This window comes from Photobacterium sp. SKA34 (assembly GCF_000153325.1).
Classification (GTDB): domain Bacteria; phylum Pseudomonadota; class Gammaproteobacteria; order Enterobacterales; family Vibrionaceae; genus Photobacterium.
This window is the reverse complement of sequence record NZ_CH724142.1, coordinates 153,772-170,676: the sequence shown is the minus strand read 5'-3', so window position 1 is coordinate 170,676 and position 16,905 is coordinate 153,772. Positions and strand designations below refer to the sequence as shown.

Here is a 16,905-nt window from a genome sequence, read left to right as displayed (position 1 = left end):
TGCTAAAATTGTGATATTGATTGAAGTTTATGACTATATAATGATAAAAAGACTGTATATAAATACAGTTGGAATTTTCTTCTTGGCTAACTTTTCTACTCATTTTAGTATTGCAGCCGTTGTTAGTGGTTTAACTGCCACCGCCTTCTTATCAGCTGATCATATTTCGCCTTCGACGGCAATTTGGATGACATTTCTTGGCACTATTGGTGGTTTATTACCTGACATAGATTCAGATCATTCAACATCGATGAAAGCCTTGTTTAACATCTTAGCTGGTTTTTGCTGTTTTATTTTAATTAGTCATATATATAATCAAGTGACAATGCTTGAGTTACTGCTTTATACAGCAGCACTATTTATTACTATTCGCTATATGGGAAAAACGGTTTTTGAACGCCGTACAGTCCACCGTGGTTGCTGTCATTCAATTGCCTTTGTTCTTCTCATTGCTCTATGTTGCGTTCATATAAGCTCTATCATTGGACATACCGCAGAAACCAGCTGGCTCGCAGGTGGGTTTGTTCTATTTGGTGGTTTTATACACTTGTTGTTGGATGAAATTTACAGTGTGGATATTTCCAATCAACGTCTAAAGAAATCATTTGGAACAGCATTAAAACCCTTTTCTTTTAGCAATCCTTTCATCAGCTTGGCGCAGGTAGTGACAATTGTTTTACTTTTTACAACCGCGCCGTCTTATCATAAGACATTGCATATTTTAACTAATTGGCATCACTTTAGGTTTAGCCCTGTATGGCTTAACTGGACTGATATTCAAGTATGGGTAAACCACTTTATCCATCAAGCACCACAAAAATTAAGCAGTATTCATCAGCTATTTTAAACATAGTTAAGGCGATAAATATCCCGACGTCTATCGCCTTTTTTATTTTTCCAAATCAAAGGCAAACGTTTGCCATTTTACTGGCAGTCACCAACTTATCCTTGTATTATGCGATTACGATGATTGATAACAACGTGATTTTATTCATGTCATTATCCTTCTGCATTTCTGTGTAATCTTTGAATAGGACTTTCACGATGAGCCTTGCCGATCAAGTTTTAGCTGTTAATGATGATCTCCCTATCCGTACTAACAAACCCGTTCATAGTGGTAAGGTACGCTCTGTTTATTGGCTTACAGAAGCTGACAGTCAACGTTTGATTAAAGAAAAAGGCTATAACGTTCAACCCGACGCACCGCTCGCTATTATGGTGATCAGCGACCGTATTTCTGCTTTTGATTGTATCTGGCACGGTGAGGGAGGGCTTAAAGGAGTCCCTGGGAAAGGCGCTGCGTTAAATGCGATATCTAATCATTGGTTTCAATTATTTAAAGATAATGGGTTAGCTGATAGCCATATTCTTGATATCCCCCACCCTTTTGTTTGGATTGTACAAAAAGCAAAACCCGTTATGGTTGAAGCCATTTGTCGCCAATACATTACAGGTTCAATGTGGCGAGCATACAGCAAAGGTGAACGCCATTTCTGCGGTATAGAATTACCTGAAGGTCTAGAAAAAGATCAAAAGCTCCCTGAACTACTCATGACACCATCAACCAAAGGCATTCTAAAAGGCATTCCGAATGTTCCTGAAGCCGATGATGTCAATGTAACTCGTGATGATCTAGTCAATAATTTCGCAGCATTCAACTTCCGTAATGCAGATGATATTACCCAGTATGAGAAGTTATTGGCAGAAGGGTTTAATGTAATCAGTAATGCACTCGCAAACATTGATCAAATCTTTGTTGATACCAAATTTGAATTTGGTTATGTAACAGACGCGAGTGGTAATGAAAAGCTCATTTACATGGATGAAGTGGGTACACCTGATTCTTCTCGTATCTGGGATGGTGCAGCTTACCGCGACGGTCAAATTGTCGAAAATTCAAAAGAAGATTTCCGCCAAGTACTGCTTAACACATTTCCAGAGCCAGATATTTTATTAAATAAAGATCGTATGAAAGAACGCTTTGCTCTAGCTCGTGACAACGAATTACCGCAAGAAGTACTAATGCAAATATCACGTGTTTATACGGGTATTGCCGAAAAGATCACAGGGAAAAATATCACACTAAGCCAAAACCCTAAAGCTGAAATTATTGATATATTACGTAATGAATATCAGCTTATTGATTAAACTTTGAGAACAGTAAACCTCAATAAAAATAGGCATTCATATGGTGCCTATTTTTTCACCAACAGCCTTGTTAATACTATTCACATTCCCAGCAGCAATTAATTGCCATAACACAACTCCATCCATATATTCAAGTAACGATGAATACAACTTTACTTTTTTTTATTACAATCACACAACAAACAATACGATCTGTAATAATCCCCATCCTTTAAAATTAAAATATACAATCATAAATCTTAACATCTTTACTTATTATGTCTTTTACCATTAATGTACACGGTCAAAATCAAAAAACACTTTAAAACATAAGGATATCTCTAAAGTATTAATTGAATTGTATGTAGTGGTTACTTTATGATCGTAATATAAATAGATTTAATAAAAATATTTATAACTACTCATTTTACAAATTAGGAGGTTGTATGAGCAGTGCGACTGATCAAGAAACCAAGCAAACTCGTAGCCGAGAATGGAAGATGTTCATTTTTATCGTCGTCTTTTTATTTCCAATTCTCAGCGTCATCTTTGTCGGAGGCTACGGCTTTACCGTTTGGATGCTTCAACTCTTCGTATTTGGTCCACCAGGTGTAGTGGTCAACTAAAATTGGCCACGGTTTTAGAGTTTTCCCAATATAATCGTTCTGATTCGTTGGGAGTTAGGCCGCCATTATATTGATGCGGCCTGAGTTGACAGTAATACCCGATAATGTAGCGGATGATCTCTTGTTGAGCTTCAGCAAAACTACGATAACCCACTGTTGGCACCCATTCGGTCTTCAAGCTTCTAAAGAAACGCTCCATTGGTGCATTATCCCAGCAATTTCCTCGGCGAGATAAACTCTGTTTTATCTTAAAACGCCACAGTAATTGACGGTACTTTCGACTTGTATAGTGGCTACCTTGATCGCTGTGGAACATGACGCCTTTCGGCTTACCACGCGACTCATAAGCCATTGAAAGAGCTTTGTCTGTCAGACTGGAATCAGGTGATAAAGACATCGACCAACCAATCACTTTGCGGGCAAAAAGATCAATAACAACCGCTAAATACATCCAGCGATTTCCTGTCCAAATATACGTAACATCACCAACCCAAACTTCATTTGGGGCGGTAACAGCAAACTGTCGGCCCAAGTGATTTGGAACCTCAACATGTTCTTGAGAAGCCTTTCTGTATCGATGCTTTGGCTGTTGGCAACTGACTAAACCAAGCTCTCTCATGAGTTTTGTTGCTCGATATCGGCTCAGTTTTAAACCCTGATTTGTGACTATATCTGCAATAGTCCTCGCTCCCGCAGAGGCGTTGCTTGCTGCGTGGGCCTCACTAACTAAGCTGCGAAGTTTGACTGTTTCCGCCCTAATCGCTGTTGGACGCTTTAGCCAATAGTTATAACTACTTCGATGAACATTGAAGACTTCGCATAATGTTTTTACGCTATAGCTCTGCTTGAGTTTCTTGATCATCAAGAATTGTTCAGTGAGTCCGACATCAACAGAGCCGTGGCTTTTTTTAATATTTCATTGTGCTCTTCAAGACGAGCTAACTTCTTTTTTAATTCCCGAATTTCTATTTGCTCAGGGGTCATAGGCGAAGCTTTTGGCGTTTTGCCTTGTCGTTCTTGTTTAAGCTGACGAACCCATTTATCCATCGTGGATTTACCCACATTCATGGCTTGGGCGGCTTCTGCCACTGAGTAATTTTGATCAATCACTAACTGTGCAGCCTCGAGCTTGAATTCTGCGCTGAATAGTCGTCTTGTACGATTTGTCATAGTGTCACCTGTTAACGTATGAAGTGATGATATCACCTCTAACTAAGTGACCAAATTCACTATGCCACTACAAGGACATGGCGGTTAATCCCTAATTAATCACCGTTAGCATCATATAAGAGAATCTATAATGAAATCATTTTTGCTTAAAGCTTGGCAGACTCTATCACGTCCAAGCGTTCATATTAGCCTAGGTGTACTCACCCTTGGCGGCTTTATTGCTGGCGTTATTTTCTGGGGTGGTTTTAATACTGCACTAGAAGCAACCAATACTGAAGAGTTCTGTGTTGGTTGTCACGCTGAAAACTTTGCTCCTGAATACGCAAACACTATTCATGACAAAAACCGTTCTGGTGTTCGTGCAACCTGTCCTGACTGTCACGTTCCGCATGACTGGACAGATAAAATCGCGCGTAAAGTTCAAGCAAGTAAAGAAGTCTTCGCCCACATGGCCGGCTTCATTGATACTCCTGAAAAATTTGAAGACCGCCGTATTGTTCTGGCTCAACACGAGTGGGAACGCTTTAAAGCTAATGGATCTCAAGAATGTAGAGACTGCCATGACTATAAAGGCATGGACTTCACTAAGATGTCTCCTATTGCTCGCGTTCAAATGAAGAACGCAGCAGAGCGTGATCAAAGCTGTGTGGATTGTCACAAAGGTATTGCTCACCACCTACCGAAAGATATGGATACCAGTGGTGGCATGATATCTGAGTTAGTACAGCTATCTCACGACACTAAGTACAACAAAGGCGAAGAAGTTTATAGCGTGCGTTTCCTTCCTGTTTATGAAGATAAAGACATGAAAGTAGAAGCCGGCCTTTTAAACCCTGCTTCTGGCGTAAAAGTTATCGATGAAACTGACAACGCAGTTGAAGTTGAAATTGCAGGCTGGCGTAAAGACAAGGGCTATGGCCGAGTTATTCAAGAAGACTTCGGTATGAATATTCCTGTTGCATCGCTTCTAAAAGAATCAGCGCAAAACGACAAGGTTGTCGATAAATACGAAGAGAAAGTTGATGACTTAACAGGCCTTCCTTGGCAACGTGTAACAGCAAAAGTATGGATGCCAAAAGACTCGCTTGTTAATGACATCACACCAGTTTGGGAAAAAGCGAAATCAGCTTACACCACTAACTGTTCAGTTTGTCATACCCAACCTGCTGAAAGCCACTTCGATGCCAATACTTGGCCTGGAATGTTCAACGGTATGTTAGCGTTCGTTAACTTTGACCGTGATAGTGAAGCTGTCGTGCGTAAATACCTTCAGAAACATTCTTCTGATTTTTCTGACGCACAGCACTAAGTATTGATGGAGTTAAAATAAATATGTCTGTATCAAGAAGAAGTTTTCTTAAAGGCCTTGCAACAACAAGTGCTGCTTCTGTTATCGGTCCTAGCCTACTCGCATCATCAAAAGTGTTTGCAGACGATCAAATTGGTCAAGGTACATGGCGCTACTCCGGCTCACACTGGGGCGCATTCCGCGCCCATATCTATGCCGGTAAAGTACAAGAAATCGAAGCGATTGAAATAGATAAGAACCCAACAGAGATGCTAAAAGGCATCAAAGGCGTAATCTACAATCCATCTCGTGTACGCTACCCTATGGTGCGTTTAGATTGGCTTAAGAAACATAAATTTAGTGGTGAGACTCGCGGTAATAACCGTTTCATCCGTGTGACATGGGATGAAGCATTAGATTTGTTCTATCGTGAACTGGAACGTGTTCAAAAAGATTACGGTCCATGGGCATTACATGCAGGTCAAACTGGCTGGCGTCAAACGGGTCAGTTCCACAGCTGTACCAGCCACATGCAACGTGCTGTAGGTATGCATGGTAACTACATCACCAAAGTAGGCGACTACTCAACAGGTGCTGGTCAAACCATCATGCCATACGTGCTTGGCTCAACAGAAGTTTACGCACAAGGTACTTCTTGGTCTGAGATCCTTGATCACAGTAAAAATGTGGTGCTATGGGCAAATGATCCGGTGAAAAACCTGCAGGTAGGTTGGAACTGTGAAACCCATGAATCTTTCCCATACTTAGCGAAACTGAAAGAGAAAGTCGATAACGGTGAGATCAATGTGATCTCTGTCGATCCGGTTAAGAACAAGACCCAACGTTACCTAAACAACAAACACCTATACATTAATCCACAAACCGATGTGGCATTTATGTTAGGTGTGGCGCATACCCTGTACAACGAGAACCTTTACGATAAAGAGTTCATCAAGATGTACTGCCTTGGTTTCGATGAGTTCATTGGTTACGTAAAAGGCGAAACCAAAGACAAGATTGAGAAAACGCCTGAATGGGCTGCTGAGATCTGTGGCGTACCAACCGATCAAATTAAAGATTTTGCCCGTATGCTGGTTAAAGAGCGTACTCAAATTCTGTTTGGTTGGTGTATTCAACGTCAAGAGCACGGTGAGCAGCCATACTGGATGGGTGCGGTTATTGCCGCTATGGTTGGTCAAATTGGTCTACCTGGTGGTGGTATTTCGTATGGTCACCACTACTCTGGTATCGGTGTACCTTCAACAGGCTTTGCTGCACCAGGTGGCTTCCCTCGTAACGTCGATGAAGGTCAAAAGCCGAAATGGGATAACAATGATTTTAACGGTTACAGCCGCACTATCCCTGTTGCACGTTTCGTTGACTGTATTTTAGAGCCAGGCAAAGAAATTAAATACAATGGTTCAAAAGTTATTCTTCCTGATTACAAAATGATGGTGATCAGTGGTAACAACCCTTGGCATCACCACCAAGATCGTAACCGCATGAAGAAAGCGTTCCAAAAACTACAAACCGTTGTTACGATTGATTTTGCTTGGACAGCAACCTGTCGTTTCTCAGATATTGTGCTTCCAGCATGTACCCAGTTTGAACGAAATGATATTGATGTCATGGGCTCATACAGCGGTCGTGGTTTACTGGCTATGCATAAACTGGTTGATCCGCTTTACCAATCTAAAACTGACTTTGAGATCTTTACTGAGCTGACACGTCGCTTTGGTAAAAACAATGAATACACCCGTGGTATGGATGAAATGCAATGGGTTAGTATGCTTTATAATGATTGTCGTAAAGCGAACAAGGGTAAGTTTGATATGCCTGAGTTTGATGTATTCTGGAAACAAGGTTTCTTAGATTTTGGTACAGGCCAACCTTGGGTACGTCATGCTGACTTCCGTCAAGATCCTGAAATTAACGCTCTAGGTACACCATCAGGCTTTATTGAAATCACCAGCCGTAAGATTGGTCGTTACAAATACGAACACTGTCAAGAGCACCCAATGTGGTTCGAAAAAACAGAACGTTCTCACGGTGGTCCAGGTTCTGATAAACACCCATTCTGGCTGCAATCTTGTCACCCAGATAAGCGTTTGCACTCACAAATGTGTGAATCGGAAGAGTTCCGTGCAACTTACACTGTCCAAGGTCGTGAGCCTGTTTACATTAACCCACAAGATGCGGCTGAAAAAGGCGTTAAAGATGGTGACGTGGTACGTGTATTTAACGACCGTGGTCAGCTATTAGCAGGAGCAGTGCTTACTGACAGCTATCCTCGCGGTGTTGTACGTATCGAAGAAGGTGCATGGTACGGCCCTCTCAACGAGAAAATTGGTGCGATAGATACCTATGGTGATCCAAACACTCTTACTATAGATATTCCATCATCTGAACTTGCGCAGGCTACGAGCGCACAAACGTGTATTGTGAACTTCGAGAAGTTTAAAGGTGAACTGCCACCAGTAACCTCCTTCGGTGGTCCAATTGAAGTAAGCTAATTACCAGTAGTACCTGAATAATATTAAGCCCTAACATTAAACATTGTTAGGGCTTTTTTTACTCTTAAACTCGGTAAAACTTTAATTTTTCACATACCTCTTCTTTTTATTAGATAACGGTTATCCGCTATTCTTATTCTTTAAATAGAAAATACTAGAAATAAAAAAGCCACCGCGAACGATGGCTTAGTGTAATTAATGCGTTTAGATATTAAACGTCGTAAGTAGTAGAAGCAGTGTTACCGCCGGTACCAGTCCAATTTGTATGAAAGAATTCACCACGTGGACGGTCAGTACGCTCATAAGTGTGAGCACCGAAGTAATCACGTTGAGCTTGAAGCAAGTTAGCTGGTAGACGTGCCGTTGTGAAGCCGTCTAGGAAAGATAGCGCAGAAATCGTACATGGCATTGGGATACCAGACTCTAGAGATTTAGCTGCTACTTTACGCCATGCTGCTAAGCTGCTTTGTAGGATGTTTTTAAAGTACTCATCAGAACCTAAGAACGCGATGTCTGGGTTTGCTTCGTACGCATCACGGATATTACTTAGGAATGCAGAACGGATAATACAGCCACCACGCCACATTAGTGCTACGTTACCGTAGTTTAGATCCCAACCGTTTTCGTTCGATGCTTCACGCATTAGCATGAAACCTTGCGCGTAAGAAATGATCTTAGATGCTAGTAGTGCTTGACGTAGTGCATCAACCCACTCTTGCTTATCACCTTCAACTGGCGTGATTGTCTTACCGAATAAAGTTGCAGCTTCAACACGTTGGTCTTTCAGTGCAGATAGGCAACGAGAGAATACAGACTCAGAGATAAGCGTTAGTGGAATACCTAGGTCTAGTGCGTTGATACCAGTCCACTTACCCGTACCTTTTTGGCCAGCAGTGTCTAGGATCTTCTCAACTAGTGCTTCACCATCTTCATCTTTGTAGCCAAGGATATCAGCTGTAATTTCAACTAGGTAGCTGTCTAGCTCAGTTTTATTCCAGTCAGCGAATACTGCCTGCATCTCATCAGCACTCATACCTAGACCATCTTTCATGAACTGGTATGCTTCAGTGATAAGCTGCATGTCACCGTATTCAATGCCGTTATGAACCATCTTAACAAAGTGGCCAGCACCGTCGTTACCAACCCAGTCACAACAAGGCTCACCAGCGTCAGTTTTTGCAGAGATACCTTGGAAAATTGGCTTAACCGCTTCCCAAGCTTCAGGTGCACCGCCAGGCATGATCGAAGGACCAAAACGTGCACCTTCTTCACCACCTGATACACCAGTACCGATGAAGTAGATACCTTTCTCACGACAATGCGCTACGCGACGGTTAGTATCTGGGTAGTTAGTATTACCACCATCGATAATGATGTCGCCTTCGTCTAATAGTGGAATGAGTTGATCAATGAACGCATCAACAACGTCACCAGCACGCACCATTAGCATCACTTTACGTGGTGCTTCTAACTTAGCAACAAGATCTTCAAGAGACGTTGCGCCAATGATATTTGTACCTTTTGCTGGACCTTCAAGGAATTCTTCCACTTTCGCTACTGTACGGTTGTAAGCTACAACGTTAAAGCCGTGGTCATTCATGTTTAGGATCAGGTTTTGGCCCATTACTGCCAAGCCAATTACGCCGATATCGCCTTTCATATTATTCTCCTTGCGCCAGCAGTTTTGCTGCTGCTGAATCTAAAAACCATTCTGTTTTGCCATTTACGGCTTTAATTTTCGCTGCAGGATAAGCTAGAACTTCTGCAGGTGTATTATTAATTTCTTGTAATACTTCAGCTTTGCTCTCACCTAGCACGAGGTAGGTAATACGATCCGCATTTTCAAGTAAGCGCGCTGTTTTTGAAATGCGTTTTTGACCACTATCTGGATGTGTTGCAATCACAGAAAGCTCAGAATCGTCAAAGTCTGTTTGGTTTGGGAATAATGATGCAGTATGCCCATCAGTTCCCATACCCAATAAAATCCAATCAAATGCAGGCAACCCATTTTTATGTGGAATTTCTGCATCCATTTCCTCTGCAAATCGAACCACTTCTACAGCAGGATCATCTTCACCCTTAATACGGTGAATATTACCGGCTGGAATATCGATTTGATGGAACAATAGTTCATTCGCTTCACCGAAATTACTTTCCGGATCGGTTGGCTCAACACAACGCTCATCACCCCACCAAAAGTGTAAATTGCTCCAATTAACATCTTTCACATAAGGTGCTTGCGATAATGTTTTAAACAACAGTTTTGGTGTACTACCACCAGAAAGCGATATATGGACAGGCTTCACCTGTTTGCTCATTGCTATCATGGTGTCAGCTAATGAAACGACAACATCCTGCGGTGTTTCAAATACGCGATAATTAATCATGCTTATAGCTCACAATAGTCAGTGTTTGCTAAATTCTTACAAGGAAAACGCCACTCACGATTACTTGATGCAAGTAAGTCATCAGCTTGTTTTGGTCCCCACGTACCTGCGGCATAACCAAATAAGTGCTCTGGGTTTTCTTTGTATTCAAGAATTGGTTGAACGAATTTCCAACAAGCGCGAACAGCATCTGTACGTGCAAACAAAGTTGCATCTTGCTTCATACAGTCAAGAAGTAAGCGTTCGTATGCCGTTAGCATATTAGTTTCTTCAAGCTTGTCGTAATGGAAATCCATTGATACTTCTTGAGATTCAAAACCTGCCCCCGGTTTTTTAAGACCGAAGCTCATTAGAATCCCTTCATCAGGCTGAATACGGATAATCAACTTGTTCTCAGGTGCATTTTCACCAAAGACTGGGTGCGGTGTTTTCTTAAAGTGGATAACCACTTCCGTCACACGCGTTGGTAGTCGTTTACCTGTACGAACGTAGAATGGCACACCATTCCAACGCCAGTTTTGAATAAACATCTTCATACCAACGTAAGTTTCAGTACGAGAGTCTTCTGCTACACCTGGTTCTTGGCGATAACCTAAGAAATGCTTACCACGAGCATCTGATTCAGTGTACTGACCCAACACTAAGTTATTTTTAAGATCATCTTCTGATAATGGTTTAAAGCTTTGCATCACTTTAACCACTTCATCACGGATAGAATCAGCATTAATTGCAGCAGGAGATTCCATACCGACCATTGCTAATACTTGCAGCAAATGGTTTTGGAACATATCTCGAACAGCACCTGCACCGTCATAGTAGCCACCACGATCTTCAACGCCTAATGATTCAGACGCAGTGATTTCAACGTAATCAATAAAGTTACGATTCCAAAGCGGCTCAAACATGCCGTTTGCAAAGCGGAATACAAGAAGATTTTGCACCGTTTCTTTGCCTAGGTAGTGATCGATACGGTAGATTTGATGTTCTTGGAAACAAGCATGAATTTGCTTGTCTAATGAGATCGCTGACTCTAGATCATAACCAAATGGTTTTTCAACAATCAGGTTTTTCCAACCTTCAGTTTCATCATTTAGGCCATGCGCGGCTAGACATTCAGGGATCACGCCGTAAAGGCTTGGTGGTGTCGCGAGGTAGAAAACGGCATTACCTTGGGTATTATGCGTTTCTTTGAATGTGTCTAAGCGTTCTTTCAATACTGCATATTCATCTTTATCAGACGTATTTAATGCTTGGTAGTAAAGGTGCTGACAAAAGTTAACCAATGTTTCTTCATCGATTTTTTCATTTTCTGTCAAAGATTGCTTTAACTTATCACGAAATTCTTGATCGCTATATGATGTACGACTTACCCCTAGAATTGCAAAATCTTCAGGCAATAAACCATTAGCATAAAGGTGATAAAACGCAGGTATTAACTTTCGGTGTGTCAAGTCGCCTGACGCACCAAAAATTACAATTGAGTTATTTTCTGGTTGAACCATATCATTTTCCCATTAATTTCAGATCTTCAGACCTGCGACAGCAATCTATTGCTTGGTATAACGGGGCCTTATTATGCCGTATTTTTTTCAATCATTACGAAAAAATTTGAAAAAAAATAAAAAATTTCGTTATACCTTATTATTTTGTTAAAAAGCATAATGACTATCAACATCAAATAGATGCATAACTCGCTGACTACACAACGATAAATCACTAATACAGAAAATTATTACGGCTTATGTTAACAACATTTGTTATCAGTACCAGTCGAAATTTTCTATTATGCTAATAGGCTAAGCCTTTGAACGCCGTTTCTTCTTTCAATTTTCTTTATTAGAAACGATCGTCAATCTAAAAGATACCCAGACTGACGCAAACGTTTAAACGTTCACCAATTCACATTATCATTCATGCTCTATCACCCGCTTAGCCGTCCAAAACACCTTATAACCCATATTGCTTACTATTGATAAGCTCACTAATGACGGTTATTATGCCCGCAATTTCAACCACCCTTGCGGTGGTTTTTTATTCGTAACGATTAACCCATTATTATAGTTTGGGTTAATTCATGGTAAATAGGTTATCCCATGTCTAAATTCTTCTTTAAAGGTCGTATCGAAAAGAAACCAAAATATGAAAGCTTTGGTTACAATACGAAACGCGAAACAAAACTGGGCACGGAAACCAACCCACTAACATTGATTGTTAACAGCGAAAAGCGTCAACAAGAAGTGCAGCAACAAGTTAATGACAACCAACTGTTTGCAAATATCAATATCAACGCCGACATTGCAGAAAATATTGCTGAGCTAGATGGTATTTTAAGTAAGCCCCAAACGACTGTTTTTGAAAAGACCCCCAACCGTAATGACCCATGTTCATGCGATAGTGGTAAAAAATACAAAAAGTGCTGTGGTAAGTAATAACAAAAAGCAGGTATTAGTACCTGCTTTGTTTTTAGCTTCAAATAAATGTCTAATTCGCATCTGTTAAACACTTGTTTATCTTTAATTTAAAGTAGATAGAAGTATGAGCAAAAAAAGCCAAGGCTATTCTTGTATTGGCCTATTTAATCCTAAAACACCTGAAAATGTTGGGTCTGTTATGCGTGCAGCTGGCTGTTATGGCGTTAACTCGGTGTTTTATACGGGATCGCGTTATGATCATGCCGCACAGTTTTGTACTGATACAAAAAAAGCATCACTTGATATACCACTAATAGGTGTTGAAGACTTAAAGAAAATCATTCCTATCGGTTGTGTACCCGTTGCTGTTGATTTAATCGAAGGTGCAAAAGCATTACCTGACTACAAGCACCCAAAACGTGCTTTCTATATCTTTGGTCCTGAAGACGGCACCTTAAAAAAAGAAATTACTGATTTTTGTCGTGAAACAATTTATGTACCGACAAATGGCTCAATGAACCTTGCCGCTGCCGTTAATGTGATTCTTTATGATCGTTTAGCTAAAGGCGATAACTTTTCAAATCACAAATAACGCGATAAGTAATGAAAGCCACGATAACTAATTAATCCGCTATCGTGGCTTAATTTAATGACGTTTCTGATGTTAGTTTCCTTGTTTTGTACATTACTCTTCTAATTAAAGATACCGTCAAAATAATCAAAAGACTAATACCAAACATAGGTAAAGTAACAGCAAGTAATACTATTCCCCCCCATAGTAACAGTCCTACTTTCTTATCTTCTGCAACTTTCGGTAAACCTAAACTCCTTTTCGGTTTACGCAGACAATATGATATTAAAGCACTTAGGCTTAATATTGCAGTCATCACACTAATGCCAAACATGAAGAACCAATTTTAACGATATCATTCCAGCGATAATATGCCATCGCCATAACCAACTGTGAATACTTTGTGCTTGTATCATATAACCATTCCATGGCGGTTGCTGAATCCTTGCTACAAGGTTTAACAGTTATCTACTAAGCCTTTTATTACTAGTGTTTTATTTTTGATTTTAGTGCTATGAAAAGCCATAGCTATACTATGGCTTTTCATTAAGATAGTGATCTTAAGCTATCTTGGCGTCTGTCCAATTCGTTCGTAATATGCTTTTTTATCTAAATACATTGCTTTGTCAGCTACTTGATAAAGCGTACACGCATCAACATTTTCAGTACTAGCACAGCCCATAGCAAAATGAATAGCCACTTTCTCTCCTGAAGATAAGCGCGCATAATGCTCATCTGTAAGTAACTGCTGTAAACGCAACGTTAACTTATCACAGCCTTCATTATTACCACCTTTGATAATAATCGCATATTCATCTCCACCCAGACGATATACCTTGTCGGTACTTCGGCAAACACTTTGAATAAGCCTACCCGTTTCGATTAACAGCTGATCACCCATATGATGACCATATTCATCGTTGGCTTGCTTCAAGCCATTAACATCGATCATAAACAAGCCAAAGTATTGTTCTGGATAGCGATGTGCGGTTTTTATCCATTCATCAAGATCAACATCGAACGCTTTACGATTACTGAGGCCCGTTAATGGGTCTGTAATAGCACTTCGTTCCAACTCTTCATTCAACAATCGACCTTCAAGTTCAGCAGATAGTTGACGAATAAATAACGAAATAATTTCATAGTCATCTCGTGCAATATTAGGATGTTCCATCACAATAATCCCCAACACTACACTATGCGTATCTACAATTTTGAAACATTGCAGCACTTTATCGTTACTATTAATGCGAAAGTAATCACTACAATGCGCATCTGCATTGATGCTGTCTAAATCAATGTTAGACAAGCCTTCACTAACCCAATTTTTATTCTGATTTATATATAGCTGCATTCCCCATCCTGAATAAGGATATAGGCTCACTAACTGCGTCATCACAGTAGAATGAATATCACCATGTTGTAATTTATTACTAAATGACAATAATGATTGAAGCATTGTTCGACGCTTTTCTTCGCGCTGCAATGAGTGAGTTAACTCGAGTGTCTTGTCATGTACTTTCTGCTCTAGTTGATCATTAAAAGTCATCAGCTTTACATTTTTATCTTCTAAATCAATTAGCTGTGCTTTTATTGTCATCGCCATTTTTTGAATTAAGTTATTGACCATTATTAACTCAGAAAACCTAAGATCTTTACTTGGAATATTGTAATTACCCCCTAAACAGGCTCTCACACTATCCATAAGATAAGTTAAAGGCTTGGCGAACCAACGATAGGAGATCGTCGCAGTCAATAATGCAAGAATAACGACAATAATAGCGACAATCGTTAATATTTTTAATGAATTCGTAAAGGGGTTTTCACCCAAGTATTTATTCATAAAAACTTGCCCGTTATATGACATTGGCTCTGTAATATATTTGTTATCTATCGTCACAACCTCTGTTTTAGAAATTGTTGGGGTCAATGGATCTATTTTCCCTTGATAGACAACTATATTATCCATGCCATTATGCTGAAAGATAACATGCTCGCCATCTTTTAAATAAGGACGAAGAACCTTAATAATGTTTTCAACAGGTACGATAACAATTAAATAACCTAACGGTTTACGCTTCAGCCCCTCAGTTAACATTGACTGATATATTGGCACACCAATAACAACGCCTTTATGACTAGGATTGAATTTATCAGGCATTAAAGACTCATCAGCATAATTGAATACCCATTGATCACCGGTATTTTTACTGGTACTCACCTTTTGACTTAGTAATACTTTTAAACCAGAGAATGAGTTAACTCCATTAATACCATTATAATTTTCTACTTCATCCCACTTCGCATCAACCAAATATGCCGCTTGTACTAATGGCGTGTTATCAACTAAATTTGCTAATGTAGCATCGACATGACTAGTCAAAAAAAAGTCATCAATTCCCTGCACTAATAACCTATCTCGTGATAACACATCTAGCGCAGTAGATAATAAATAAAAACGATAATTAAACTCTTGCGCTAATGTTGTGGATAAACGGTCTATTAGATCAATTCGGTAATTAGATTCGACTTCTGTTTGCTGCTTTATTAATAATCCGCCAATAATAGATGTTGGTAAAACCGCAACGAAAACCATTAATAGCGCCAGTGATGACTTTAATTTTAGTTTCATCATTTACTTAACCGCTTACATTGCTGAATAGCGATATGTTGCATAAATTCAGCCGTTTTTTCTGCCGATAGACCATCTTCATAACGCTTAAATCCAATAGCCATTGCTTGCCATGCTATCGACATTTTTATTGTTGACGGCATTGGTTTAGATAATTCAAATTGCTTAAACAATATTTGCTCGTCACCAGTAGCTTGCTGCTGATAGCGATTCATTAATTTACCGGAAGTAGGTAATAAACATGTCTCTTCGTAGACCAATTTTTGAATACTTGGTCGTTGAATAAACTTGGCAAACTTTTTAATTAATGCTTTTTTATTTGTCGCGTGGCTATTGTAATTAGGTAATGACAGAACAAATGTACTACTCATTGGGCGCATTGCATTACCATCAACACTAGGTAATAAAGCTACGCCTAAAGCATCGCCCATTGCCCTCTTTAAATCTTGATATGCCCAATCACCATTGATCGCGTACGCCTCTTTACCTTGAATAAAATCACTTTGTGAACAAGTATAATTACATTCAGGGTTTACAATTTTTTGTTCTGATAAATAACGATAATATTTTAAGGCCTTAATCATTTCTGGTGTATTAAGTGATATTTCACCTTCAATAATTGGCCAACCATTAAACGCTGACAAAAATGGTATAAAGTAATACATATCGAGGTAATTCCACCCAATAGGCAAAATATTTTTATCAATCCACTTTTGCTTATTATCGATAATCTTATGCCAGCTACTCACAGGCTGAGAAACTAGCTTTTTATTGTAATATAGCAATAGGTTATTCCCTTGAATAACAGGAACTCCCCAATATTTATCATCAACATACGCTGTCATTATTGCTTTTTGAGAAAGCTCTGGCGATAACCAATCTTTAGGAATACTCGATAGTTTCATTAAACTATGTAAGCCAATAAAATCAGAGGGGAAGATGACAAGATCAGGCAAACCGCCATATTGTGCACCCAGTAAAATTTCAGCTTTTATCTTCTCAGGATCAAATTGAACAAGAGAAATATTTATATTATTTTCTTTTTGAAATTCACTTACCAATAGTTCAATAAAACTATTATCTTGATTCGAATACCAAAGCGTTAATCTTTCTTCAGCTTTTGCTGATAAAGAAAGAAACATCATCAAAAACAATACTATACTTCTCAACATAACCACGC

13 protein-coding genes are annotated in these 16,905 nt (G+C 39.5%); 7 read left to right on the top strand and 6 right to left on the bottom strand.

Annotated features, from left to right (window positions below):
- Positions 1 to 82 precede the first annotated feature (82 nt).
- The 3 genes from SKA34_RS09750 to torE all read left to right on the top strand — a co-directional run bounded on the left by SKA34_RS09750 (position 83) and on the right by torE (position 2,753).
- Positions 83 to 847, top strand: coding sequence for a metal-dependent hydrolase (locus SKA34_RS09750; RefSeq protein WP_006645354.1), 765 nt, complete (start codon positions 83 to 85; stop codon positions 845 to 847).
- Positions 848 to 1,044: 197 nt separating this feature from the next.
- Complete coding sequence (locus SKA34_RS09745) at positions 1,045 to 2,148, top strand: phosphoribosylaminoimidazolesuccinocarboxamide synthase (RefSeq protein ID WP_006645353.1); 1,104 nt, start codon at positions 1,045 to 1,047, stop codon at positions 2,146 to 2,148.
- A gap of 425 nt (positions 2,149 to 2,573) precedes the next feature.
- Positions 2,574 to 2,753, top strand: coding sequence for a trimethylamine N-oxide reductase system protein TorE (torE, locus tag SKA34_RS09740; RefSeq protein WP_006645352.1), 180 nt, complete (start codon positions 2,574 to 2,576; stop codon positions 2,751 to 2,753).
- Here torE and SKA34_RS09735 read toward each other — a convergent pair.
- Positions 2,746 to 3,923, bottom strand: a protein-coding gene (locus SKA34_RS09735; protein WP_086004116.1) for an IS3 family transposase whose coding sequence is annotated in 2 segments (ribosomal slippage) — positions 2,746 to 3,665 and positions 3,665 to 3,923 — 1,179 coding nt in all. Because the reading frame shifts where the segments join, the coding sequence is not laid out codon by codon here. The genes torE and SKA34_RS09735 overlap by 8 nt on opposite strands.
- Positions 3,924 to 4,053: 130 nt before the next feature.
- On the opposite strand from SKA34_RS09735, the gene torC reads away from it, so the two are divergent.
- Both torC and torA read left to right on the top strand, forming a co-directional pair.
- Positions 4,054 to 5,232: a pentaheme c-type cytochrome TorC gene (gene torC / locus SKA34_RS09725; RefSeq protein WP_006645350.1), complete on the top strand. Its 1,179-nt coding sequence runs from the start codon at positions 4,054 to 4,056 to the stop codon at positions 5,230 to 5,232.
- Between the two features lie 23 nt (positions 5,233 to 5,255).
- Positions 5,256 to 7,724: a trimethylamine-N-oxide reductase TorA gene (gene torA, locus SKA34_RS09720; protein WP_006645349.1), complete on the top strand. Its 2,469-nt coding sequence runs from the start codon at positions 5,256 to 5,258 to the stop codon at positions 7,722 to 7,724.
- Between the two features lie 211 nt (positions 7,725 to 7,935).
- On the opposite strand, the gene gnd is transcribed toward torA, so the two are convergent.
- From gnd to zwf, 3 genes are read right to left on the bottom strand one after another with little or no spacing between them, the layout of a single operon-like run.
- Positions 7,936 to 9,384 carry a decarboxylating NADP(+)-dependent phosphogluconate dehydrogenase gene (gnd, locus tag SKA34_RS09715; protein WP_006645348.1) on the bottom strand — a complete coding sequence of 483 codons (1,449 nt, stop codon included), beginning with the start codon at positions 9,382 to 9,384 and terminating at the stop codon, positions 7,936 to 7,938.
- A gap of 1 nt (position 9,385) precedes the next feature.
- Positions 9,386 to 10,111: a 6-phosphogluconolactonase gene (gene pgl, locus SKA34_RS09710; RefSeq protein ID WP_006645347.1), complete on the bottom strand. Its 726-nt coding sequence runs from the start codon at positions 10,109 to 10,111 to the stop codon at positions 9,386 to 9,388.
- Positions 10,112 to 10,113: 2 nt separating this feature from the next.
- The gene (gene zwf, locus SKA34_RS09705) at positions 10,114 to 11,613 is read right to left on the bottom strand and encodes a glucose-6-phosphate dehydrogenase (RefSeq protein ID WP_006645346.1); all 1,500 of its coding nucleotides are present in this window, start codon (positions 11,611 to 11,613) and stop codon (positions 10,114 to 10,116) included.
- A gap of 591 nt (positions 11,614 to 12,204) precedes the next feature.
- Here zwf and SKA34_RS09700 point away from each other — a divergent pair.
- Together SKA34_RS09700 and SKA34_RS09695 are read left to right on the top strand one after the other, a co-directional pair.
- Positions 12,205 to 12,540 (top strand): PBPRA1643 family SWIM/SEC-C metal-binding motif protein, encoded by a 336-nt coding sequence (locus SKA34_RS09700; protein ID WP_006645345.1) that lies wholly within the window; start codon positions 12,205 to 12,207, stop codon positions 12,538 to 12,540.
- Between the two features lie 106 nt (positions 12,541 to 12,646).
- Positions 12,647 to 13,114 carry an RNA methyltransferase gene (locus SKA34_RS09695; protein WP_006645344.1) on the top strand — a complete coding sequence of 156 codons (468 nt, stop codon included), beginning with the start codon at positions 12,647 to 12,649 and terminating at the stop codon, positions 13,112 to 13,114.
- Between the two features lie 544 nt (positions 13,115 to 13,658).
- On the opposite strand, the gene SKA34_RS09685 is transcribed toward SKA34_RS09695, so the two are convergent.
- Positions 13,659 to 15,728 carry a GGDEF domain-containing protein gene (locus SKA34_RS09685; protein ID WP_006645341.1) on the bottom strand — a complete coding sequence of 690 codons (2,070 nt, stop codon included), beginning with the start codon at positions 15,726 to 15,728 and terminating at the stop codon, positions 13,659 to 13,661.
- Positions 15,725 to 16,897 (bottom strand): extracellular solute-binding protein, encoded by a 1,173-nt coding sequence (locus tag SKA34_RS09680; protein ID WP_039860390.1) that lies wholly within the window; start codon positions 16,895 to 16,897, stop codon positions 15,725 to 15,727. The genes SKA34_RS09685 and SKA34_RS09680 overlap by 4 nt, the downstream gene beginning before the upstream one ends.
- Positions 16,898 to 16,905: the final 8 nt, after the last annotated feature.